At 65.8% G+C, this 21,519-nt stretch carries 19 protein-coding genes; 8 read left to right on the plus strand and 11 right to left on the minus strand.

Annotated features, from left to right (window positions below; all coding sequences use genetic code 11):
• From HBF32_RS16000 to HBF32_RS16010, 3 genes are read left to right on the plus strand one after another with little or no spacing between them, the layout of a single operon-like run.
• Entirely contained in the window at positions 1–837 is an 837-nt protein-coding gene (locus HBF32_RS16000; protein ID WP_338039815.1) for a CheR family methyltransferase, read from the plus strand.
• Positions 834–1,403: a chemotaxis protein CheB gene (locus HBF32_RS16005; RefSeq protein ID WP_338039816.1), complete on the plus strand. Its 570-nt coding sequence runs from the start codon at positions 834–836 to the stop codon at positions 1,401–1,403. Before HBF32_RS16000 ends, HBF32_RS16005 begins: the two co-directional genes overlap by 4 nt.
• Complete coding sequence (locus HBF32_RS16010) at positions 1,400–2,380, plus strand: diguanylate cyclase domain-containing protein (protein WP_193570514.1); 981 nt, start codon at positions 1,400–1,402, stop codon at positions 2,378–2,380. Before HBF32_RS16005 ends, HBF32_RS16010 begins: the two co-directional genes overlap by 4 nt.
• A 779-nt stretch (positions 2,381–3,159) precedes the next feature.
• Here the strand turns inward: HBF32_RS16010 and HBF32_RS16015 are convergent.
• The gene (locus HBF32_RS16015; protein WP_166700784.1) at positions 3,160–3,978 is read right to left on the minus strand and encodes an NIPSNAP family protein; all 819 of its coding nucleotides are present in this window, start codon (positions 3,976–3,978) and stop codon (positions 3,160–3,162) included.
• 212 nt (positions 3,979–4,190) lie between these two features.
• Between HBF32_RS16015 and HBF32_RS16020 the strand changes: the two genes are divergently transcribed.
• Positions 4,191–5,159 (plus strand): helix-turn-helix transcriptional regulator, encoded by a 969-nt coding sequence (locus HBF32_RS16020; RefSeq protein WP_166700785.1) that lies wholly within the window; start codon positions 4,191–4,193, stop codon positions 5,157–5,159.
• A gap of 116 nt (positions 5,160–5,275) precedes the next feature.
• On the opposite strand, the gene HBF32_RS16025 is transcribed toward HBF32_RS16020, so the two are convergent.
• Positions 5,276–6,151: a LysR family transcriptional regulator gene (locus HBF32_RS16025; RefSeq protein WP_166700786.1), complete on the minus strand. Its 876-nt coding sequence runs from the start codon at positions 6,149–6,151 to the stop codon at positions 5,276–5,278.
• A gap of 90 nt (positions 6,152–6,241) precedes the next feature.
• Between HBF32_RS16025 and HBF32_RS16030 the strand changes: the two genes are divergently transcribed.
• Complete coding sequence (locus HBF32_RS16030) at positions 6,242–7,255, plus strand: YeiH family protein (RefSeq protein WP_338039817.1); 1,014 nt, start codon at positions 6,242–6,244, stop codon at positions 7,253–7,255.
• Here HBF32_RS16030 and HBF32_RS16035 read toward each other — a convergent pair whose 3' ends face one another.
• From HBF32_RS16035 to HBF32_RS16075, 9 genes are all read right to left on the minus strand, one after another.
• Positions 7,256–8,035, minus strand: a complete 780-nt coding sequence (locus HBF32_RS16035) for a CPBP family intramembrane glutamic endopeptidase (RefSeq protein ID WP_166700788.1) — start codon at positions 8,033–8,035, stop codon at positions 7,256–7,258. It abuts the gene before it with no gap.
• 101 nt (positions 8,036–8,136) lie between these two features.
• Positions 8,137–8,454 carry a non-heme iron oxygenase ferredoxin subunit gene (locus HBF32_RS16040; protein ID WP_166700789.1) on the minus strand — a complete coding sequence of 106 codons (318 nt, stop codon included), beginning with the start codon at positions 8,452–8,454 and terminating at the stop codon, positions 8,137–8,139.
• Positions 8,451–8,984 (minus strand): GNAT family N-acetyltransferase, encoded by a 534-nt coding sequence (locus HBF32_RS16045; RefSeq protein ID WP_166700790.1) that lies wholly within the window; start codon positions 8,982–8,984, stop codon positions 8,451–8,453. Before HBF32_RS16045 ends, HBF32_RS16040 begins: the two co-directional genes overlap by 4 nt.
• A gap of 145 nt (positions 8,985–9,129) precedes the next feature.
• Positions 9,130–10,377, minus strand: coding sequence for an aminotransferase class V-fold PLP-dependent enzyme (locus HBF32_RS16050; protein WP_166700791.1), 1,248 nt, complete (start codon positions 10,375–10,377; stop codon positions 9,130–9,132).
• Positions 10,378–10,396: 19 nt separating this feature from the next.
• On the minus strand, positions 10,397–11,716 hold the full coding sequence (gene sufD / locus HBF32_RS16055; RefSeq protein ID WP_166700792.1) for a Fe-S cluster assembly protein SufD: 1,320 nt from the start codon (positions 11,714–11,716) through the stop codon (positions 10,397–10,399).
• Positions 11,713–12,498: a Fe-S cluster assembly ATPase SufC gene (gene sufC / locus HBF32_RS16060; RefSeq protein WP_166701097.1), complete on the minus strand. Its 786-nt coding sequence runs from the start codon at positions 12,496–12,498 to the stop codon at positions 11,713–11,715. The genes sufD and sufC overlap by 4 nt, the downstream gene beginning before the upstream one ends.
• Before the next feature lie 18 nt (positions 12,499–12,516).
• Complete coding sequence (locus HBF32_RS16065) at positions 12,517–12,927, minus strand: ACT domain-containing protein (RefSeq protein ID WP_166700793.1); 411 nt, start codon at positions 12,925–12,927, stop codon at positions 12,517–12,519.
• The gene (gene sufB, locus HBF32_RS16070) at positions 12,927–14,387 is read right to left on the minus strand and encodes a Fe-S cluster assembly protein SufB (protein ID WP_166701098.1); all 1,461 of its coding nucleotides are present in this window, start codon (positions 14,385–14,387) and stop codon (positions 12,927–12,929) included. Before sufB ends, HBF32_RS16065 begins: the two co-directional genes overlap by 1 nt.
• Before the next feature lie 14 nt (positions 14,388–14,401).
• Positions 14,402–14,836, minus strand: coding sequence for an SUF system Fe-S cluster assembly regulator (locus tag HBF32_RS16075; protein WP_166700794.1), 435 nt, complete (start codon positions 14,834–14,836; stop codon positions 14,402–14,404).
• Between the two features lie 168 nt (positions 14,837–15,004).
• Between HBF32_RS16075 and HBF32_RS16080 the strand changes: the two genes are divergently transcribed.
• The 3 genes from HBF32_RS16080 (at position 15,005) to HBF32_RS16090 (ending at position 21,429) form a co-directional block, all read left to right on the plus strand.
• Positions 15,005–16,267 (plus strand): ammonium transporter, encoded by a 1,263-nt coding sequence (locus tag HBF32_RS16080; protein ID WP_166700795.1) that lies wholly within the window; start codon positions 15,005–15,007, stop codon positions 16,265–16,267.
• A 204-nt stretch (positions 16,268–16,471) separates the two neighbouring features.
• Entirely contained in the window at positions 16,472–16,621 is a 150-nt protein-coding gene (locus HBF32_RS16085; RefSeq protein ID WP_166700796.1) for a hypothetical protein, read from the plus strand.
• Positions 16,622–16,779: 158 nt separating this feature from the next.
• On the plus strand, positions 16,780–21,429 hold the full coding sequence (locus HBF32_RS16090) for a hypothetical protein (RefSeq protein ID WP_166700797.1): 4,650 nt from the start codon (positions 16,780–16,782) through the stop codon (positions 21,427–21,429).
• Positions 21,430–21,519 lie beyond the last annotated feature (90 nt).

Raw genomic sequence — 21,519 nt, forward strand, 5'->3', positions numbered from 1 at the left:
GTGGACGTCGAAGACATCGAAATCGAACTCTTCGTAAGCGCCATGCGCCTTCGCCACGGGTACGATTTCAGCGGTTACGCCCCTGCCTCGCTGAAGCGCCGGGTACAGCAGCTGGTGCGCGTGCATGGTACCGGCGGCATCGGCGGGCTCATCCAGCGCGTGCTCCACGAGGACGGTTTCGTCACCGCGGCGGTCGAAGGGTTGTCGGTGCCGGTGTCCGAGATGTTCCGCGACCCGTCGGTGTTCCGTGCGCTGCGCGACAAGGTGCTGCCGGTGCTCGCGTCCTACCCCCAGGTGAACATCTGGCAGGCCGGCTGTGCGCACGGACAGGAGGTGTACTCGCTGGCCATCCTCCTCCAGGAGGAGGGGCTCTACGAGCGCACGCGGATCTACGCCACCGATTTCAACGACGCGGCGCTGGCCGTGGCGACGGAAGGCATCTATCCGGCCCGCGATGCGCGCGACTGGTCGCGCGGTTATCTGGAAGCCGGCGGCCGCCAGTCCTTCAGCGACTACTACAGCGCGCGCTACGAGTTCATCCGGCTGGATCCCGGGTTGCGCCGGAACGTCACCTTCTTCAACCACAACCTGGTCACCGACAAGGTCTTCTGCGAAGCGCAGCTTATCCTTTGCCGCAACGTGCTCATCTACTTCGACAATGCCTTGCAGGACCGCACGCTCGGCCTGTTCCGCGACAGTCTCGTCCGCGGCGGCTTCCTCTGCCTCGGTTCGCGCGAGAACATCGAGTTCTCGGCGGTGGCCGCGGAATTCGCGAGCGTGGATGGTGCATTGCGCATCTACCGTGCAGGCAGCAGCGCGAGGCCGTCGACGCCGTGATCCGCCGGAGCGCCATCGTCATGGGCTGCAGCGCGGGAGGCATTACGGCCCTCCAGCGCGTGTTGCCGGGACTGGACCGGCGGCTGCCGGCCCCTGTCGTCGTCTGCTGCCATACAGGCTCGGCGAACGTGTCGCTGCTGGTGGAGCTGATCGGGCAGGTGTCGTCGCTTCCGGTCATCGAGGCGCGCGAGCGTGCAAGGGTCGAACCCGGCACGGTCCATGTCGCGCCCTCGGGTTACCACCTGCTGGTGGAAGAAGACCTGCATTTCTCCCTGAGCGTCGACGCGAAGGTGTCCTTCGCGCGTCCGTCGATCGACGTGCTGTTCGAGACGGCGGCCGACGCGTGGCGCGAACGCGTGGTCGGCGTGCTCATGACCGGTGCCAATGGAGACGGCGCCCACGGCCTTGCCTCGATCCGGCGAAACGGCGGGTACGCCGTCGTGCAGGACCCCGACGAGGCGGAAGCCAAGGCCATGCCGCTGGCCGGACTGCGGATCGCGGGCGCGGACGTCTGCCTGCCGCTCGATGCGATTGCCATAACCCTGAACGAGCTGTGCCTGCCATGAATCCGATCCGCCCGAAGATCCTCGTCGTCGACGACACGCCGGCCAACCTGGTGGCGATGCGCCACCTTCTGTCGCGAACGGATGCCGACATCTTCGAGGCCGCCAGCGGGAACGAAGCGCTGGCCCTGTGCCTCGACCACCAGTTCGCGCTGGTCCTGCTGGACGTGAACATGCCGGAGATGGACGGGTTCGAAGTGGCGCAACTCATCTCCGAGGCCGACCACCTCCGGGAAACGCCGATCATCTTCGTCACGGCCGCTTACGCGGACGACATCAACCGGATCAAGGGCTACCGCTCCGGCGCGGTCGATTACATCGCCAAGCCGATCAACGACGTGATCCTGCAGTCGAAGGTGAAGATCTTCATGGAGCTCTACCGCGCCCGCGCCCTGCTGCAGCAGGCGCTGGACGAACTCTCGCTGCGCAACCGCCAGCTCACCGGCGAGATCGCCGAACGTATCCGCATGGAAGAAATGGTCCGCCATCAGGCGACGCACGACGCGCTCACCGGCCTGCCCAACCGCGTGCTCTTCCGCGAGCGGCTCGAGACAGCCATCGCGTCCGTGGAGGACACCTCCGCGCTGGCCTATATCGACATCGATGGCTTCAAGGGCGTCAACGACAACGAAGGCCATGTGGCGGGCGACGAACTGCTCAAGGCCATCGCCGGGCGGATCGACGCGCGCACGCGCGGCAGCGACACCGTCGCGCGTCTCGGTGGCGACGAGTTCGCGGTGATACTCCACGGCACGCCCGACGGTGCGGCCGCCCTCGCCCGCTGCCAGGTGCTCTGCGACGCGTTGGCGGAACCCTACAACCTCGACATGGGTGACCGCAGCCTGCTCGTGAACGTCGGCGCGAGCATCGGCGTCACGCTGTTCAAGCAGGGCGCCGACTACGACGACGTGGTCATCGCGGCCGACGTGGCGATGTACGTGGCGAAACGCAGCGGGAAGAACCGCTGCATCCTCGGATGATCGGTTGGCCTGCTTCGCAGGCTCGTACCGCGAGCGACTTCGCCGCATTTTTCTGGCTCGGCTTCGCCGTCGCACTTTCGCTCGCACACCGCCACGCCGCGCGGGCAAAGACTGAAAGCTACGATACCGCGCAGAGAGACCTCGCACGTCAAGACCCTCTGTAGGAGCCGCTAAAGCGGCGAGACAACCTCGCGACGCCACGGCAAGATTCCCTCGCCGCTATAGCGGCTCCTACACCGAGGCATCGGGCAGCGCACGCGACTGCTCGAAGACCATGCGTCCGTGAGCTTCCGCTGCGCAACGCATGCCGATACTCATCAAGGCATCGACCGTTTCCAGCGCGTACGTCATTCGCTTCCCCTCGACGCCGCCGGCCTCCCGAACGAGGTCGATAAGCACGCGGTTGAGCCTTCGCGTGTATGGTGTCTGGGAGCAACGCAGGCCAACCGATAACTCGGCTGATGTGGACGGATAGAATGCGGCGGATGTCGAGACTGAACAGGCTGGCTTTTTCTTGCCAAGCACGTTACCTCATTGATCGGAGAGGTGTCGGGCTGTGCCCCTCTGAGCGAGTTCGGTCGCTTTGCGACCGCTGTTTGAGCGCTGAGGGGCACAGCCCGGCACCTCCCCGCTTGACGTCGCGGTTTGCGAGCACGAATGCGATGGCGAAGCCGAGCCTTCATGCGGCGAATCAGCTTAAAGCATGAGCCTGCAATGGCAGGCTATCCGTTTTTTGTGGCGCGGCACGGGCCGCCCCTCCCCGAGAGCAAGCGCCTTGTCTACGGCATCTCCAACCAACGCAGCCGCGAACGCGGCGTCGGGTCCATCACCTCGCGCTCGGTAGGCGCACGTGTCAGTCCGGACGCTCCCAGCTCCTTCTCCACCTCGTCGAGCCTCGGCGCGAGGTGCTTCGAAAGCGTCGCATCGTCGCGCACCACGCCGACCCAGACCAGCCACGGCCCATCGGCACGGATCGGCAGCTGCGGGAAATTGTTCGGCACGTCCAGCGTCACCAGGATGCCCGCGGGGTGTACGCCATCCATCGCATACCGTTTGAACGCCGCTTCCGCCTTCGCTGCGAAAGCATCCTCGCTGCCCTTCTTCACCGAAAAGATCTGCGCCACGACCACGCCGCCGGCACCCTTGGGCTCGAGTACCGGATCCACCGCGGGCAGCACCGTGACGCCCTGGTCCGCACGCAGCGGACGCATCAGCATCACGTTATCGCTGTCTGGCAGGATCGCGTTGACCTTGGTGCGGTGTTCCCGCCACAGCGGGCCGTAATAGAACGCGGCGTTCACCACCGGCCGCGCACTGATGTCGTGGAAGCCGCGGATCCAGGTGAAACGATTCGGGTTTCCGCGCTCGGTGAACTGGCCGAAGACCATGGCGCCCAGTTGCTCGAAGGCTTCGGGGAAATAGGTGTCGAAATAGGCGACGAAGTGCGCCCGCTCACCTTCCTTGGTGACGTAACGTCGGAATTCGATGGCCTGGTAGCTGTTCAGATGGGCCACCGTATCCATGGGCGCAGGCGCGGGAGCGACGGAGGCCGCGCTTACCGGCAATGCAACGGCGGCGAGCAGGAGGGTGGTTGCCATGTTCGGAAGTTTCATCGGGTGATGCCTTTGCGCGTGAAATCCATGGTCCGGTTCGTCTCCCACCGGCGGTCGCCGCCGGCAGAGAACGCCTGTTCCCAGCGCACGTGGTCGCGATCGATGCGAATCCAGCGCCCACTGCCGCCTGCCGGTTTCAAGCACGGTAAGCCATAAACAGGACAGTTTCCGCCCTGATTCCGTCCTAGAATCGCCGCATGGCCGCTCCCACTACCCGCGTACTCGCCGTCCTGGAACTGCTCCAGGCGCACGGCCGCATGAGCGGCCCGGCACTGGCCGCGCGCCTGGGCGTGGACGGCCGCACGTTGCGCCGCTACATGCGCACGCTGGAAGACCTGGGCATTCCCATCACCACGGAGCGCGGGCGGCATGGCGCGTATATGCTGGTGGCGGGCTTCAAGCTGCCACCGATGATGTTCACCAACGAGGAGGCGGTGGCGCTGTCGGTGGGCATGGTCGCCGCGCGCGGACTGGGCCTCGCCGAAGGCGCACCGGCGGTGGAGAGCGCGCATGCCAAGCTCACGCGGGTGATGCCCGAAGGCCTGAAGGGACAGGTGGGCGCGATCGCCGACACGATAAAGCTGGAGCAGCTGCCCACGTTGAGTACGCCGGCGAGCAACGCGATGCTGATGTCCCTGATCGCGGCGGCGCAATCGCGTTCGCGCGTACACATGGGCTACCTCGCCCCCGGCGGTGGCAGGACCGAACGCGACTTCGATCCCTACGGCATGGCATGGCGCGCGGGCGCCTGGTACACCGTGGGCATGTGCCACCTCCGACGCGACGTGCGCTCGTTCCGGGTGGATCGCGTGACGGGCCTGCAGGTGCTGCCCGTCGCTTTCGAACGTCCGGCGGGTTTCGATCCGCTCGCCCAGCTCATGCGCGGCATCGCCACTTTGCCGCACGGCCGCACGATCGAAGTACTGCTGCATGCGGACCTCGACACCGCCACGCGGGCGTTCAGCCCCGCGATCGGCCTGTTCGAACCCGTCGCCGACGGTGTGCTGCTGCGCAGCAGCGCCAGCGACGGCGACATGGGCTGGTTTGCCCGCCAGCTGGCCGCGCTCGGCTTCGATTTCGAGATCCTCGCGCCCGACATCCTGCGCAAGGAACTCGCGACGCTGGCGACCCGGCTCCACGCCGTGGCGGTCGACGCGCTTGTGTAGGAGCCGCTATAGCGGCGAGGAAACCTCGCCTCATCGCTTCGTCGCTGCGCCGGCTTCTCGCCGCTATGGCCGCGCCTACAGCGCGGCGATCCCTGCCCTCCGGGTGCCCCGAGACCTCAGAGACTGGCGAGGAACGCTTCGAGCACGGCGCCGCGGTAGCGCTGCCGGTGCAGAAGCACCGACAGGGTTCGCCGCAGGTCGAGGAACGGCGTCGGCAGGATCGAGAGATGCCCCACCTTCACCGCATCGCCGACCGCGACCTCCGGCAGGCACGCGATGCCGAGGCCGGCGATGACCGCCTGCTTGATCGCTTCGGACTGGTCGAGTTCGAGGACCGTGGTGCCTTCCGGCAACACCGCCAGGGCACGTTCGCTCAGGGCACGCGTCGCCGAACCGCGTTCACGAAGCACCCAGCGCTGTCCGGCGAAATCCTCCCTGCGCAGGCGCTTCTTCCTCGCCAGCGGATGGTCGGGCCGTGCGCAGACCACCAGGCGATCGTCCCGCCACGGCCGCACCTCCAGGGCCGGATGCGTCACCGGGCCTTCCACGCAACCCACGTCGAAGTCGTGATCGAGCACGCCCTGCGCGATACGTGCGGTATTGGCGACACCCAGGCGTAAGGACACCCCGGGATGCTCCGCCGCGAACGGGCCGAGCAGGTCGCCGACGAGATAATTGCCCACCGTGTTGCTGGCACCCACGCCGATCTCCCCGGACAGCCCCGTCACCGCGCCCTCCGCCATGCGCGCGAACTCGGCGTGACGTTCGATCAGCTCGCGCGCCAGCGGCAACAGTTCGCGACCGCGATCGTTGAGACGCAACCTGCCCCGCTCGCGCGAGAACACCGGCGATCCGATCTGCCGTTCCAGCTCGGCCAGCGCCATGCTGGCCGCGGGCTGGCTCATGAAGAGGCGCTCGCTGGCTGCGCGCACGCTGCCGGTGGTGGCGACGGTGACGAAGACTTCGAGCTGGCGGGGGCTGACGGCATGCATAAGTAGTTCTTATATGCTTCATAAGGTATTTTCAATATGCTTATAGCGTGCCCACAGGGACAATGTCCGGAGTTTCCAAGGGAAAAGCCCGTGTCCACCGTCGCCACCGCCTCCTCGCAACCCTCCCGCCTGCCCGGCGTGCTCCTTGCCTTCGCCGTGGCCGCCGTCGCCTTCGGCCTCGGTCGCCTCATGCCCCTCGTGGGCGGCGCCGTGTGGGGCATCGTCCTGGGTATCGTCGTGCGGCAGTTCGCGCCGCCTTCCGCCCGCTTCGTTCCGGGCATCCGTTTCGCTTCGAAGCAGGTGCTGCAGTGGTCGATCGTCGCCCTGGGCTTCGGGCTCAGCATCACGCAGGTGGCGCATACGGGCCTGGAATCGCTATCCGTCACGCTCGCCACCGTCGCGGCCGCCGGCCTCGCGGCGTGGATCCTGGGCCGCATCCTGCGCGTGCACGACACGCTGAAGCTGTTGATCGGCGTCGGAACGGCCATCTGCGGCGGCTCGGCCATCGCGGCGGTGGTACCGATCGTGAAGCCGGACGAACACGATACGGCGTTCGCCATCTCCACGATCTTCCTGTTCAACCTTGTGGCCGTGCTTCTCTTTCCCGCCCTCGGCCACTGGCTGGGGCTGTCCGACCTGGGTTTCGGCCTCTGGGCGGGCACGGCGATCAATGACACCTCGTCGGTGGTCGCGGCCGGCTACAGCTACAGCCATGCCGCGGGCGATTACGCCACGATCGTGAAGCTGACCCGCGCGACGCTGATCATCCCCATCAGCCTGGCCATCGCGCTGGTCGTGGCCTGGCGCGAGAAGCGCGGCGGCGCGTCCGACTTCAGCCTCGCGAAGATCTTCCCCTGGTTCATCCTGTGGTTCCTGGTCGCCTCGGTGATCCGCACGACGGGCGTCGTGCCCGCATCGGTACTCCCTGTGATCCATTTCGTCGCGGAGTGCCTGATCATCGTGGCGCTCACCGCCATCGGCCTGTCCGCGGACCTTCGCCGCATGGCGTCGACGGGGCCGCGGCCGATCCTGCTCGGGTTGGGCGTGTGGGCCGCCGTGGCGCTGACCAGCCTCCTGGTGCAGCACCTGATCGGCCGCTGGTAGTCAGGCGGGACCGGGCCTCAGGCCTTCGCGTTCGAGCTGCAGCGGGACGGCGAACAGGAGGCCCAGCACCACGAGGTGCGCCCCGGCGGAGAGGAGCGACGACCATACCGGCGACACCACCTGGTAAGGGAGGATGTCGCCGACGAGCACGTTGGCCAGGTTCCAGCCCCAGTGCAAGCCCACCGCCAGCCACAGCGACCCGGTGCGGACCACGGCCGTCGCATAGGCGAGGCCGAAGCAGAACAGCATGATCCACTCGGCCGGACCGGCACTCAGCCGGTAAATGTGGTTCAGGACGTAGAGAACGCTGCTCGACAGGACGAACACCCACGGTACCCAGCGCACGCGGAGGGCGCGGTAGAGGAAACCGCGCGTGAGGATGTCCTCGGCGATCGAAGGTACGAAGGTGGCGACCAATGCCCAAGGAATGGACGAAAGGAACGATACCGAGGCAACGGACGGTACGGCCGGCGCCTGGGCGACATAGACGTCGAACGCCATGCCGATGCAGACGGCGACGTACTTGACCAGTAACGCCAGGGCGAGGCCTCCCGCCAGCAGCACCGGCGTGGACCGTTGCCAGTCGAGGGCGTAGGCATCGTAGCCGCGGAACCCCAGCCAGCGCCCCACCGGCCACCCGATGGCGACCATCGCCAGCATGAAGCCGGCCTGGACCGCGACGTTGTCGAGGAGGCGGGCACCGACGCCTTCCGCGCCCTGGTAGAGGAGGAACAGGAGCACGAAGGCGAGCGCGGCGCGCCAACGGTGGTCCTTGAGCATGGATGGATGTCCCGGTAGGTAGGCGAAACGCCCGTGAAGCTTAGGGCCGGCGAGTGCGGCGCGCTATAACGAATGCGTCGGCGCTTACCGTTCGCCGGCGCCTACTGGCGATCGTCGCGCGTCCAGATGAAACCGTCTTCTTCTTTCACCGGGAAGCTGGCGACCGGCTCGTAAGCCGGGGGGCAGGTCACGTCGCCGGTGCGCAGGTCGAAGCGCGCGCCGTGGCGCACGCATTCCACCTCGAAGCCGTGGACGGGGCCGCCCGCCAGCTCGCCGCCATCGTGCGTGCAGACGTCTTCGATGGCATAGAGGTCGCCGTCGATGTTGTAGACGGCGATGGCCGTGTCGCCGTCCCACGCCACGCGGAATTCCCCCGGCAGGAGTTCGCTGCGCGTACCGACCTTCACCCAGCCGTTCATGCCCGCAGCTCCTTTACCAGGTACTCGAAGCGCAGGTCGTCGCGCTGGGGGATCCCGAAGCGTTCATCGCCATAGGGGAAAGCCTTGGTCCGTCCCGTGCGTGCGTAGCCGCGGCGCTCGTACCAGGCGATCAGTTCGGCGCGGATATCGATGACGGTCATCTCGACCCGGTCGCAGTCCCATTCGTCGCGGGCGATGCGCTCCACTTCCTCGATGACCATCCGGCCGATACCCGTGCCCTGGAACGGCGGGTGTACCGAGAACATGCCGAAATAGCAGGTCCGGTCCTGCCGCTCGATGTAGCAGGAGGCGGCGACCAGCCCGTCGCGCTCGAACAGCACGAAGCGGCCGCTCTCGCTGGTCAGCAGTTCCTCGATCTCGGTGACGTCGGTACGCTGGCCGTGGAGGAAATCGGCCTCGGTGGTCCAGCCCACCCGGCTGGCGTCGCCGCGATAGGCGGACTCGACCAGCTCGGCGATGACCGGGGCGTCGGCCTGGGTGGCCGTGCGGAAGGTGTGCTTGGGCGTCATGAAGGAATTCTAGCTACCCTTGCCGCCCACATGTAGGAGCCGCTATAGCGGCGAGGGAGGCTGCCTCGCCGCGCTGTCGCTCCGTTGGCTTCTCGCCGCTATAGCGGCTCCTACAGGAGGCGGTGCCGTGTGGGGAGCGGTGCCGTCAAACGAGCAGCTTGCGGACCTTTGCGATGGCCTCGATGAACCCGTCCACCTCGGCCTTCGTGTTGTAGAAGGCCAGCGAGGCGCGGAGGGTGGCCGGCACGCCGAAGAAATGCATCAGCGGATGGGCGCAGTGGTGGCCGGAGCGGACGGCGACGCCCTGGAGGTCCAGCAGGGTCGCCATGTCGTTGGCGTGGGCACCTTCGATCAGGAAGGAGATCACCGGCTCGCGCTCCTTCGCACGCCCGAAGATACGCATGCCCGGCACCGTTTCCAGCGCGTCCAGCGCATAAGCGAGCAGGTCCTGTTCGGTCGCATGCAGGCGGTCGAAGCCGATGCCCTCCAGGTAACCGATGGCCGCGGGAATGCCCGCAAAGCCGGCGATGTTCGGCGTGCCCGCCTCGAAGCGGTGCGGCGGGTCGGCGAACACCGTGCCTTCGAAGCGCACTTCGCGGATCATCTCGCCGCCGCCGAAGAACGGCGGCATCGCCATCAGATGCTCCCGCTTCGCCCAGAGCGCGCCGGTACCCGTGGGACCGAGCATCTTGTGCCCGGTGATGGCATAGAAATCGCAGCCCAGGGCCTGCACGTCGACGGGGCGGTGCGGCACGGCCTGCGAGCCGTCCACCAGCAACGGGATCCCGCGCCTGCGGCATTCGCGCGCGATCTCGCGCACGGGGTTGACCGTGCCGAGCACGTTGGACACGTGGGTGACGCAGGCCAGCTTCACCTCGGGCGTGAGCATCTCGACATACTTCTCGAGGATCAGCTCGCCGTTGGCGTCGATCGGCGCCGCCTTGACCGTGGCGCCGGTGCGCTCGGCCACAAGCTGCCAGGGCACGATGTTGGCGTGGTGCTCCATCACCGTGGTGAGGATGGCATCGCCGGCCTTGAGCTTCGGCAGCGCGTAGCTGTAGGCCACGAGGTTGATCGACTGCGTGGTGCCGGAGGTGAGGATCACCTCGTCGCGCGACGGCGCATGGATGAACCGCGCAATGGCGTCGCGGGCGCTCTCGTACGCCGAAGTGGCTTCCTCGCCAAGCTGGTGCACCGCGCGCGCCACATTGGCGTTGTGTTCGCGGTAATGCCGGTCGACCGCCTCGATCACCGAGACAGGCTTCTGCGCGGTGTTGGCGTTGTCGAAGTAGATCAACGGCTTGCCGTGGACCGTGCGCGACAACAGGGGAAAATCGGCGCGGACGCGCTCGATATCCAGCGGCGACACGGCTGACGCGGGCTTGGCGTTCATGGCTTGGCTCCGTGGTGCTTTATTCGGTCGGACCGGTCGGCAGATGCGCCACCAGAAGCTCGCCGAGATGTTCGCGCAAGGCGTCGTTCGCGAGCGATTCGAGCGCCGCGCGACAGAAGGCGAGGGTCAGCAGGCTGCGCGCGTCGACGAGCGGAATGCCGCGCGAGCGCAGGTAGAACAGCGAGCGCTCGTCGAGCTGGCCGATGGTCGCGCCATGCGCGGCCTTGACCTCGTCCGCGTAGATTTCGAGTTCGGGCTTGGTATCGATCTCGGCCATGCCCGACAGCAACAGGTTCTTGTTGCTCAGCGCGGCGTCGGCGCCGTCGGCACCCTCGGCGACGACGATCGCGCCGCGGAACACGCCACGCGAACGGCCATCGGCCACACCGCGCCACAGGGCGTCGGAGGCGGTGTCGCGGGCCTTGTGCCGGATCTCCAGCTGCGTGTCGGCATGCTGCCGGCCGGCGAGCGCGAAGACGCCGCGCGAATCGAAGCGCGCCTTGTCGCCTTCCAGGTCCGCGTGCCACTCGTGGCGGACGAGCGCGCCGCCCAGTTCCAGCGCGTGGAGCGTGGCCGCCGCGCCGGCATCGATGCGGATGTGGCCGCGACGCACGAGCGTGGTGGCGGCCGAGGCGTCCTGGAGCACGACGAGGCCGAGACGGCCCTCTTCGCGCAGCACGATATCGGAAACGACCGTGCCCAGCTGCGTGGCGTCACCCGCGGAAACGAAATGCTCGACGATGTCGACGGCGGCGGCCTTGCCCACCTCGACCAGCAGGCGCACGTGCCACGCGGTATCCGCCTGGGCGCCGCTGGACACGTGCACGACGTGGAGGGGACGCGCCACGGAGACGCCGTCGGCCACGCGCAGCACGAAGCCGTCTGCGGCCAGCGCGGCGTTGAGGTGCACGAAGGCATCGGCCGCGCCGCGGCGATAGCGATTGGCCAGGGCGAAGCGCAACGGCTCGGGATGCGCGGTCAGCGCATCGGCCAGCGGCGCCAGTTCGATCCCTTCCCCGCCAGGCGACGAAAGGTCGGCCCGGAACGCGCCGTCGACGAACACGATGCGCGCGCCATCGACACCTGGCAGCGCGTAGAGGGCGGGGTCGACCGCGATCGTCGCCGCGACGTCTCGATCCGCGAGCGCGAAGGCGCGCTGCGACAAGGCGCGCAACGGGGTGTACTTCCAGGCTTCGTTACGCCCTTCCGGCAAGCCGGTGTCGGCGAAGGCATCGAGGTTCTCGCGACGGGCGGCGTCCAGCCAGGCGATGCCGCTGGACGGCAGCGCCCGGGCGGCATCCAGCGCCGCCCGCACGAACGGGGACGGCGCGTTGCTCATGCCGGCGCTCCGGCGAGATCGGCCTTGCGCAATTCCGGGTGGGTCTCGGCGAGCCAGGCATAGCCCTGCTCTTCCAGCTTCAACGCCAGGTCCTTGTCGCCGCTTTCGACGATGCGGCCGCCGGCCAGCACGTGGACGAAGTCCGGCTGGATATAGTCGAGCAGGCGCTGGTAATGGGTGACGATGACGAAGGAGCGTTCGGGCGAGCGCAGCGCGTTCACGCCTTCGGCCACCTGCTTCAACGCATCGATGTCGAGGCCCGAGTCGGTCTCGTCGAGGATCGCCAGCTTCGGCTCGAGCACGGCCATCTGGAAGATCTCGTTGCGCTTCTTCTCGCCACCGGAAAAGCCTTCGTTCACCGCGCGGTGCAGCAGCTCGTCGGAGATCTGCATCACCTTCAGCTTCTCGCGCACGAGCTTCAGGAAGCGCATGGAATCCAGCTCGTCCTCGCCGCGGAACTTGCGCTGCGCATTGAGCGCGGCGCGCAGGAAATAGGTGTTGTTCACGCCCGGGATCTCGACCGGATACTGGAAAGCGAGGAACACACCCACCGCCGCGCGCTCCTCCGGCTCCAGCGCGAGCAGGTCGCGGCCGGCGAAATCCACGCTGCCCTGGGTGACTTCGTAGCCGTCACGACCCGCCAGCACGTTGCCCAAGGTGGACTTGCCGGCACCGTTCGGCCCCATGATGGCGTGCACTTCGCCCGGCTTCACCGTGAGCGAAAGGCCTTTGAGGATCTCCTTGCCTTCGACGCGGGCGTGGAGGTTGTCGATCTTGAGCATGTGCATGGGACGGTCCAATCAGGGCGTGAGGTGCGAGAGCGCGTCGAGCGCGTCGTCGCGGCGTTCCCAGGGCACGAAGATGTGGTCGTGCAGGAACGCCGATACGGGATTGCAGGGTATGCCGCGCTTGGCCAGCGCGGCGGAAACGGCGGCCATCATGCCCACCGCGGTGAGGCTGGACTGCACGCGCAGCGTGATCCGTGCCCAGAGCAGCCGCTCGCTCGCGGCCGCCTCGGTGTCTTCCACGTCGACGATGAGCGTGGTGCCCTCGGCTTCGCGGAACATCATGAGGGCGTCGGCCATGCGCTCGCGCGCCTTCTCGTGCGACACGTGCAGGAAGCGCTTCGGGATCGGATCGATTTCCGGGTCCAGCGCGGCGAGCAGCACGCGCAGGTCGGTGAGGCCGGGGGCGGAACCGATGATGCCCATCAGCCCACCGCCCCTTCGAGGGAGACCTCGAGCAGCTTCTTCGCCTCCACGGCGAATTCCATGGGCAGCTCGCGGAACACCTGCTTGCAGAAACCGTCCACGATCATCGATACCGCGTCTTCCTCGCCGATGCCGCGCGACAGACAGTAGAACAACTGGTCGTCGGAGATCTTGGACGTGGTGGCCTCGTGCTCCACGATGGCGCTGGGATTCTTCACTTCCATGTACGGGAAGGTATGCGCCCCGCACTTCTTGCCGATCAGCAGGGAGTCGCACTGCGTGTAGTTGCGCGCGCCCTCGGCGCCCTTCTCGATCTTCACCAGGCCGCGGTAGCTGTTGGAGCTGCGACCGGCGCTGATGCCCTTGGACACGATCTTGGACTTCGTACCCTTGCCGATGTGGATCATCTTCGTGCCGGTGTCGGCCTGCTGGCGATGGTGCGTGAGCGCCACGGAGTAGAACTCGCCCACCGAGCGGTCGCCGCGCAGCACGCAACTGGGGTACTTCCAGGTGATCGCGGAACCGGTTTCCACCTGGGTCCAGGAAATCTTGGAATCCGCGCCGCGGCAGTCGCCGCGCTTGGTCACGAAGTTGTAGATGCCGCCGACGCCGTTCTCGTCACCGGGGTACCAGTTCTGCACCGTGGAATACTTGATCTGCGCACGCTCGAGCGCGACCAGTTCCACCACGGCCGCATGCAGCTGGTTCTCGTCGCGCATCGGCGCCGTGCAGCCTTCGAGATAGGACACGTAGGCGTCGTCTTCCGCGACGATCAGCGTGCGCTCGAACTGGCCCGTGTTCATCGCGTTGATGCGGAAGTACGTGGACAGTTCCATCGGGCAACGCACGCCCTTGGGAATGAACACGAAGCTCCCGTCGGAGAACACCGCCGAGTTCAGTGCGGCGAAATAGTTGTCGCCCGCCGGCACCACGCTGCCCAGGTACTGGCGTACGAGATCGCCATGCTCGCGGATGGCCTCGGACATGGAGCAGAAGATCACGCCGGCCTCGGCCAGCTCCTTGCGGAAGGTGGTGCCCACGGACACGGAATCGAACACCGCGTCCACGGCCACGCCGGCGAGGCGCGCCCGCTCGTGCAGCGGCACGCCCAGCTTCTCGTAGGTTTCCAGGAGCTTCGGATCCACCTCGTCCAGGGATTTCGGGCCGGCCTTCGGCGCCGAGTAGTAACTCACGGCCTGGTAGTCGATGGGGGCGATGTCCAGCTTCGCCCAGTCCGGCTCGGGCATGGTCAGCCAGTGCCGGTAGGCGGCAAGGCGCCATTCGGTCATCCATTCCGGCTCGCCCTTGATCGCCGACAACTGGCGAACGGTGTCCTCGTTCAGGCCGGGCGGAAGCGAGGTGGATTCGATGTCGGTGACGAAGCCGGCCTCGTAGCGGCGGTTGAGGGCCGCTTCGACCTCGGCGTTGTCGCGCACCGGCGCTACCACTTCGCGTGTCATGTTTTCGCTCTCGTTCATGCGTTTGCCTGTACGGCCGGCGCCTTCGGGCGCCCGGCCAGCATCTGTGCCAGGGTCATCGCGCGCAGCACGCCGTCGATCGTTCCCGAGACGGCGCGCCAGCTGCCGCTGACCCCGCAGGTGGACTGCCGTTCGCAGTGGCCTTCGGCCAGGCTGCATTCGGTCAGGCCGATGGGCCCCTCCATCGCCTCCACGATATCGGCGAGGCTGATCGCCTCCGCCGGCCGCGCCAGACGGTAACCGCCGTTGACGCCGCGGAAGGATTCCACCAGGCCGGCGTGGCCGAGCAGCTTCAGCAGCTTCGACACGGTGGGCAACTCCAGGCGCGCCTCTTCGGCGATCTGGGCGGTGCTCAGAACGTCGGTGGGATGAGCGGCGATGCAGGTCATCACCACCGTCGCGTAGTCGGTCAGTCGGCTGACACGGAGCATGGGGAAAGGGAAAGGCGTCAATACCAGACCAAAATGGTACTGATTTCCCGCCGCGAACGCAATGTCCGGGACGCCCCTCGCCCCGTTGCACCTGTCTGGTGCATTTGCCGGCTGGAGGCGGCCCGTGCTTAACATCGGCCCGAACACGTATCCGTACCCGGGAGGTCCATGTCGATGCGTTCCGAGATCCTGCTCGACACGGGCGACACCGCCTGGATGCTGACGGCGACCATGCTCGTGCTCCTGATGACCATTCCAGGCCTCGCCCTGTTCTACGGCGGCATGGTCCGCGCGAAGAACCTGCTCTCCGTGCTGATGCAGTGTTTCGCGATCACCGCCGTCGTCACCGTGCTCTGGGTCGTCTACGGCTACTCCGTCGCCTTCGACGACAGCGGCATGCTTGCCGGACATACCGGACTGCATTCCTTCATCGGCGGACTGGATCACGCCATGCTCGCCGGACTCACGCCCGACAGCCTGCACGGCACGATCCCCGAAGCACTGTTCGTGATGTTCCAGCTGACCTTCGCCATCGTCACCCCGGCACTCATCGTGGGTGCCATCGCCGAGCGGACGAAATTCTCCGCGCTGCTCGTCTTCACGGTGCTCTGGTTCACCCTCGCTTACCTTCCGCTCGCGCACATGGTGTGGGGCGGTCCGGGCTCCTTCCTGGGCGACCTCGGCGTCATCGATTTCGCCGGCGGCACCGTCGTGCATATCAATGCGGGCATCGCCGGACTCGTCGGTTGCCTTGTCATCGGCAAGCGCCGCGGCTATCCGCTCACGCCGATGCCGCCGCACAACCTCGGCTACACGCTGGTGGGCGCCAGCATGCTCTGGGTGGGCTGGTTCGGATTCAACGGCGGATCCGCCGTCGCCGCGAACGGCAGTGCCTCCATGGCGATGCTGGTAACGCAGGTCGCCACCGCCGCGGCGGCGCTCGGATGGACCGCGATCGAATGGATCGTCCATCGCCGCCCCAGCGTGCTGGGCATCGCCTCCGGCGCCGTGGCGGGACTGGTCGCCGTCACCCCGGCCGCCGGCAGCTGCGGTCCCGGCGGCGCGCTGGTCCTCGGACTCGCCGCCGGTATCGTGTGTTTCTTCTGCGCGACCCGGCTGAAACGCCGGCTCGGCTATGACGATTCGCTGGATGTGTTCGGCGTCCATGCCATCGCCGGCATCCTGGGCGCGCTCCTCACCGGCCCGCTCGCGTCGCCCGCGCTCGGGGGTTTCGGCAATGTGGTCCACCCCGGCGAGCAGTTGTGGATCCAGTTCGAAGGCGTGGCATTCACCGTCGCCTACAGCGCGGCCACGAGCTATGCCGTCTTCAAGGTCATCGCCATGACGATGGGCCTGCGCGTGGATGAGGAGCAGGAAGACCTCGGTCTCGACCTGGCGCTGCACGAGGAGCGCGGCTACAACCTTTCGTGACGCGTATCGACGTCGCCCACGTGTCGCCGTAGGCGTGGAACCCGCCGGCGTACTTCGCGCGTCAAGTCGCCGCGCCTTGACGTATAAATCGCGAACAGGAAAACGATACGACGCGAAAAGGATATTCGATGACCCCGTTCCATGGGATGGCGCGAGCGGCGCTCCGTTCTTTCGTCCTCACAGCCGGCACCGGATGCGCGGCGCATGGCCAACCGCCAGGGGCGGCGCGACGACATGAGCTACTTCGCGCCGCCGTTCGACAGGATGCCATACGGCAACACGTACACCTCGTCCTCGGCACCGCCGGTCGTCGATCGCCTGGCGCAAGCGGCCCTCGCCGCCAGCCTCCATTAGACATCGTTGCCGCCGGCCGTGCCCAGCCCGTTGGGCGTGACTTGTGGGCGCAACTTGCGCTGTGCGGCAGGAACTCCCCCAACGAGGGGTATTCCCGGGTCCCATCGCCGGATCCTCGTTCTTAAACGGTTCGAACACTCCAGGGAAAAGGAGAACCCATGCGCCAAATCATGAAAGAAGGCCACGCGGAAAGCCCCTCCGCGCAACGTCGCGCCGCGTGGTACATCGCGCTCACTCTCGCCGGTGTCGCAGGGATTTCACCGGTCGCTCACGCCGACACGACGACCGAGATCCGGTTGGCGGACCCTTGCGTCCTTACGAAGCCACCGGAGTCCGATGAGACCCCGACGATCCTGCTTACGCGGGAAGCGATCCGGCAGCGGCTGGCGGCCGCGGCGGTGAAAGAACGATTGGTGAAATACTTCGAAAAGATGCCTACCTCGATGAAGTGTGAGTGGTGGAAGGCATTCGATGCACATTCCAATGCGGAAAGGCTTCTTTTCGACCAGGTTGAGAAGGAGCGCAAAGCACTTGAGTTCCAGGCATTCAGCGACATCGCGACACGGCTTGGCGTGCCAACCATTGTAGACCTTTACCTGCACACCGATCTTGTCGACGAGCAGGGTGCAATCTTAAAACGAAGCCATGTCATCGAACCCCTGACGGATTTCATTCGACGTGGCGTCGACTTCGGCCTGAGACGTCGGGCGACAAAGAACGGCCGCGACTACATCAAGTACACCCGGGTCAACCGATTCGCCTCCTATTCCCCGCACTTCAACCAGGACATTGACTTCAAGAAAGTCATCGATGTCCTGACCGACTACGACGCGGCGGGCCGAATCCAGGATTCGATCAATTCGCGGTTCTCCGATAAGACATCGCCATGGTCGACACCGGCCGCCATTATGGATGCCGCAAAAGCCGAACTCCGCTTCGCCGGACTCGAAGCCTTGCGCAAGGGAGATATCACGCTTGAGCAATATGGTCGATTCACTGCCGCGATCGAGGCGGACAAGGGCGACGGCCAAGGCGAGCTCAGCTATGCGCACTATGCGCTGCGCGTGGGTAGAACATGGTTCAGCGGCAGCGCACCGCACCCGATCCAGCTTCCCGCATTCAATATCCGGCTCCGCTCGACGTGGAACTCGACCAGGACGACCCTCCTCCCGGAAACGAACTTCCTCTACACACCCGGGCATCCGGACGGCTCGCTGCGCATCCTTCCCGTGGGCGGCAGCGCAGCGTCGATGATTATCGGCAACCTCGAGTCCGCTGGAAGCGCTGAAAACCGCCCTGGCCATGACAAGAGCCACAAGGTTCTCGCCTGGCTGGGTCGGCGGCTGCCTCCCCTGGATTTCCACGAATTGCTTGGGGAACTCACGAAGGGCGATAGCGCCGGAAAAACCGTCAATGCGACGACTATGCCGATCGCCGGGGGCCGACTGCGGAACAAGCGCGCGCTCGCCGAAAAGACGGAGTCCGACTCCAACGCGCTGACGCAGTGGCTTGCCGGCCGCTTGCAGGCGGTATTCGGTGACAAGGGCCCAACGAATCCGCGCGTCGGGCTGGAACGATACCCCACGGGAAACCGACCGCTCCGTTTCGTCGATGCCGTTGCCGCCAGTCAACTGAGCAGAGCACGCAGCGCCATGGATCCCCGGTTTGTCGCTGTGCTGGACGCAGACTGCGCGCGGTTGGAACAGATCGCCATGGGCATCGTCGAAGAGGCGTTCTCGCTGGCCCTCATCCCCTTCCCGATCCGGGGTGCGGAAAAGCTACAACTGGCCAGCGTCATCGGGATGATGGCGGAAAGCACGGCACGCTATCTGGCGTCACCCCACACCGCCACTTATGAGGGTGTGCAGTTGGTCGCCGACGTCGCCGACTTCTTCATCGGCATCGGACTGGGCGTCGGTGCGTCAACCCTCGCTCAACAGCAGGGCGGCCGCCCGCCCGTTGTCTACCGGCCTCCCCATACAGCCCACGCCAAATTGTGGTTCGACCTGGATACCCGCACGCACGCCATTCCGAGCCTGCCCGAAGGGGCGTCGGCCCAAACACACGGTATTTTCCGAAAGGGCGAGGATGCCTTCGTAAAACTGAAGACCGAACGCGGCGAAGATATCGTCCGGATCGTCGCCGACGGTGCGGGTTACCGCATCGCACTAGACAAGGGGAAGGCAGGCCCACTTGTCAGGCCATGGCGCAATGGCCTCTGGAAGCTGGTGGCGACGGAGCAACCGCTCGGCAAACGCCAGTTCGCACAGTTGCTGCTCAAGGAATACACCTCGGACCCGGCCACGCTCGAGCGGACGCGCAAACTCATGCGCCAGTTCGGCCTTAACGAAGGCGATCTCATCAGGATGTCGAACGACGGCGAGCTCCTGGGCGCGACGCAGATCGTGATGGAGGCGGTAGGACATGCTTTCATCGAAGAGCAGGTCGCACGTCTGACTGACCGCAAGGATCGCCGTTGGTCAGCAAAGGAAGTCCTGGTCACCGCGCCGGACATCGCAAGATACATGGAACGTCCTTTGGTCGTTCTCGACAGTAGTGGGCAGATCGAAACCGCTGTACTGAGGGACGGCACAGCGGCGAATCCGGATCGCATCCCGACCGACGCGGTGCGGGTGCAGCGCGTCGGCGATCGTTACCTTGTGCCCAATGCGAAAGCGCCCGCCGATCGCATCGAGCACTCATCCATCTTTGCCGCCGTGGAGGCCGCGACACGGCCGCCGACCCACCAGGCCCTCGATCCCATCCAACGCGAGGCCCGATTCCGCGAAGGGCTCGCCGTCCATATCGCCGGAAGATCGAGGCAGACGAGCCTGGAGCGCATGCATGAGAAATGGATAGCTCCGCTGTCATTGCCGCAACGGCTGAGAGAACCCGTCATGAAAGTTTCCAGGATGCGACATGTGCTTCGCGATAAGCACCATGCCGCCACGGCGGATCAGGAACGGCGTCTCCTGGAAACCGTTCGCGACCTCATGCCGGAAGGACATCGTATCGACATCGAAGTACGCAGGCATGGATCAAATACGTTGCTGGCCCGGGTCGAAAGCCATGACGCCGATGCCACGCGCATCGTCATCGAGGCCGATCTCGACACGTCCGGACGTCGAGTCACTTACTACAGGCGGGACAGCCGGGGCGAGGCGATACGGTCTCGTGCAGTAGAAGAGTCGTTTTCGCCGCTCATCGACGCGATACTCAATAGCGGCAATGGCGCGGTACGTCGCGCGCTGAAGCTTGGCGAGTATCAATGGAGCGACTTCGCCGACATGCTGATGACACACATGGCGGACGATCAGGACGCCCTGCTTCCTCCGGCCCTCGGGCACCTCCTCGTAACGAACAAGGACATACGCGATCAGATGAACGAGCAGGCTTCGGATGATCTGATATCCGGAGGACACCGCTATGCGCAGCTGAGCGATCTCGTTGGCCGCACACATATTGTTGAAATAGGCCCCACCACAGCGGATGGCATGCACGAGATACTTGACCCGCATGCGACTGGCGAACGGGGGAGCGGCCATTTCATCATGCAACGCGATGGCCGGTGGCATCGCAGTAGCCGGTTAAGGCATGGCTACGATCCCATGGATGCGGCGGGCCGTTCGGCGGCCGCCTCGGCGATCCGGCGCCACCTTCTCGATGGCGGAGACGTCAGCGACGGCGCCATGGACAATCTTCTCGACGCCATCCCGCAGCCATTGTTGCGGGAGGTCGCGGAACATCTGGATGCCGCGGACATCGACGCTGGCCATGGCCTTGTCCTGACCCTGCGCAATCCTGCCGGCGGCACCTGGACATACCGGACAATGATCAACACGGATGGCGTGCACAGCAGGCTCGCCGGGCGAGCGGAAACGCCACCGGTGACAAGGCCTCCCACACCGGGGCAAAGCGCCCGGCATCTGACCACAGCCGTGCGCCACACGGCCGGGACTCTGGACGAGACCGACACGATGGTTTCCAGCCTTATCGACAAGGGTGAGCGTGCCAGCAGGTTCATCGCGCTGACCGCACGCGACAGGCACCTCGACGCTCTGATGCAAGCACGAAGGTTGCGCGGCATGTTGGTCGAAGACGAAGGTGCCGCGGTCGTGGCCTCGGTTTCGGGCCATGTGTTTACCCTGCTCATCCCGGCGTCCGATATCGCAAAAGCCACGGAATGGTCGAGCATCGCCCACCTCCCGGAGGGTACCCGCATCGTCGACAGCTGGTACGACGTCGCTGCCGACGCCCAAAGCTACGGCGAGCGTATCCGCACCGTTGCTCAAGAGCAGCACGAACGCGGCGATACGATCAGGCAGACGAGCGACGATGGCATCGTACAGACCGTCTCGCCTGTCGAGTTCACGGAACGTGTCCTTTCGGGTCGTGTCCGCGTGGAAACATGGAACCCACGGCACGACCCCATCTCCGAAAATGGATACATCGACTACATCCGCTACCGGGTGAACCGTCCTGCCCTTCGTCATCACGCAGGACTCGACTGGATCACCTCGGACGCGGCGCGTCTGGATTACCTCAATTATTTCACCCCTCCCTTCGCCGCGGCCGAGCCGGGCGCGGAAACTACCCTGGCATCCATGACCGGGCTCATATCCGAAGTTCGTGCGTTCAACCAGCAGAATGCCCCCTCTTCCTCCCGTCCAGCCGATACCACTCCTCCGTTGCCAGCAATCTCCCATTCGCAGGCGATGGCGGACTTCCACAATTGGCTGCGGGACGATGACGCGACGCGCCCGCTCCTGGACGACTGGGAGTTCGACTTCGATCTCCTGGGCGACTGAACGCCGCTTCCCCATGTCGACACGATTGACGCAGCAAAAGCACACGGTATGACCGGTCTTCACGACCGCAACCTTCCCTCTCGGATCAAA

Source organism: Luteibacter yeojuensis (assembly GCF_011742875.1).
In the GTDB taxonomy this organism is placed as follows: Bacteria; Pseudomonadota; Gammaproteobacteria; order Xanthomonadales; family Rhodanobacteraceae; genus Luteibacter; species Luteibacter yeojuensis.

Coding starts and splice junctions, on each gene's coding strand:
- HBF32_RS16010 (WP_193570514.1), top strand. CDS start 1,400: ATGAATCCGATCCGCCCGAAGATCCTCGTCGTCGACGACACGCCGGCC.
- HBF32_RS16015 (WP_166700784.1), bottom strand. CDS start 3,978: ATGGCAACCACCCTCCTGCTCGCCGCCGTTGCATTGCCGGTAAGCGCG.
- HBF32_RS16020 (WP_166700785.1), top strand. CDS start 4,191: ATGGCCGCTCCCACTACCCGCGTACTCGCCGTCCTGGAACTGCTCCAG.
- HBF32_RS16025 (WP_166700786.1), bottom strand. CDS start 6,151: ATGCATGCCGTCAGCCCCCGCCAGCTCGAAGTCTTCGTCACCGTCGCC.
- HBF32_RS16035 (WP_166700788.1), bottom strand. CDS start 8,035: ATGCTCAAGGACCACCGTTGGCGCGCCGCGCTCGCCTTCGTGCTCCTG.
- HBF32_RS16040 (WP_166700789.1), bottom strand. CDS start 8,454: ATGAACGGCTGGGTGAAGGTCGGTACGCGCAGCGAACTCCTGCCGGGG.
- HBF32_RS16045 (WP_166700790.1), bottom strand. CDS start 8,984: ATGACGCCCAAGCACACCTTCCGCACGGCCACCCAGGCCGACGCCCCG.
- HBF32_RS16050 (WP_166700791.1), bottom strand. CDS start 10,377: ATGAACGCCAAGCCCGCGTCAGCCGTGTCGCCGCTGGATATCGAGCGC.
- sufD (WP_166700792.1), bottom strand. CDS start 11,716: ATGAGCAACGCGCCGTCCCCGTTCGTGCGGGCGGCGCTGGATGCCGCC.
- sufC (WP_166701097.1), bottom strand. CDS start 12,498: ATGCTCAAGATCGACAACCTCCACGCCCGCGTCGAAGGCAAGGAGATC.
- HBF32_RS16065 (WP_166700793.1), bottom strand. CDS start 12,927: ATGGGCATCATCGGTTCCGCCCCCGGCCTCACCGACCTGCGCGTGCTG.
- sufB (WP_166701098.1), bottom strand. CDS start 14,387: ATGACACGCGAAGTGGTAGCGCCGGTGCGCGACAACGCCGAGGTCGAA.
- HBF32_RS16075 (WP_166700794.1), bottom strand. CDS start 14,836: ATGCTCCGTGTCAGCCGACTGACCGACTACGCGACGGTGGTGATGACC.
- HBF32_RS16080 (WP_166700795.1), top strand. CDS start 15,005: ATGTCGATGCGTTCCGAGATCCTGCTCGACACGGGCGACACCGCCTGG.
- HBF32_RS16085 (WP_166700796.1), top strand. CDS start 16,472: ATGGCCAACCGCCAGGGGCGGCGCGACGACATGAGCTACTTCGCGCCG.
- HBF32_RS16090 (WP_166700797.1), top strand. CDS start 16,780: ATGCGCCAAATCATGAAAGAAGGCCACGCGGAAAGCCCCTCCGCGCAA.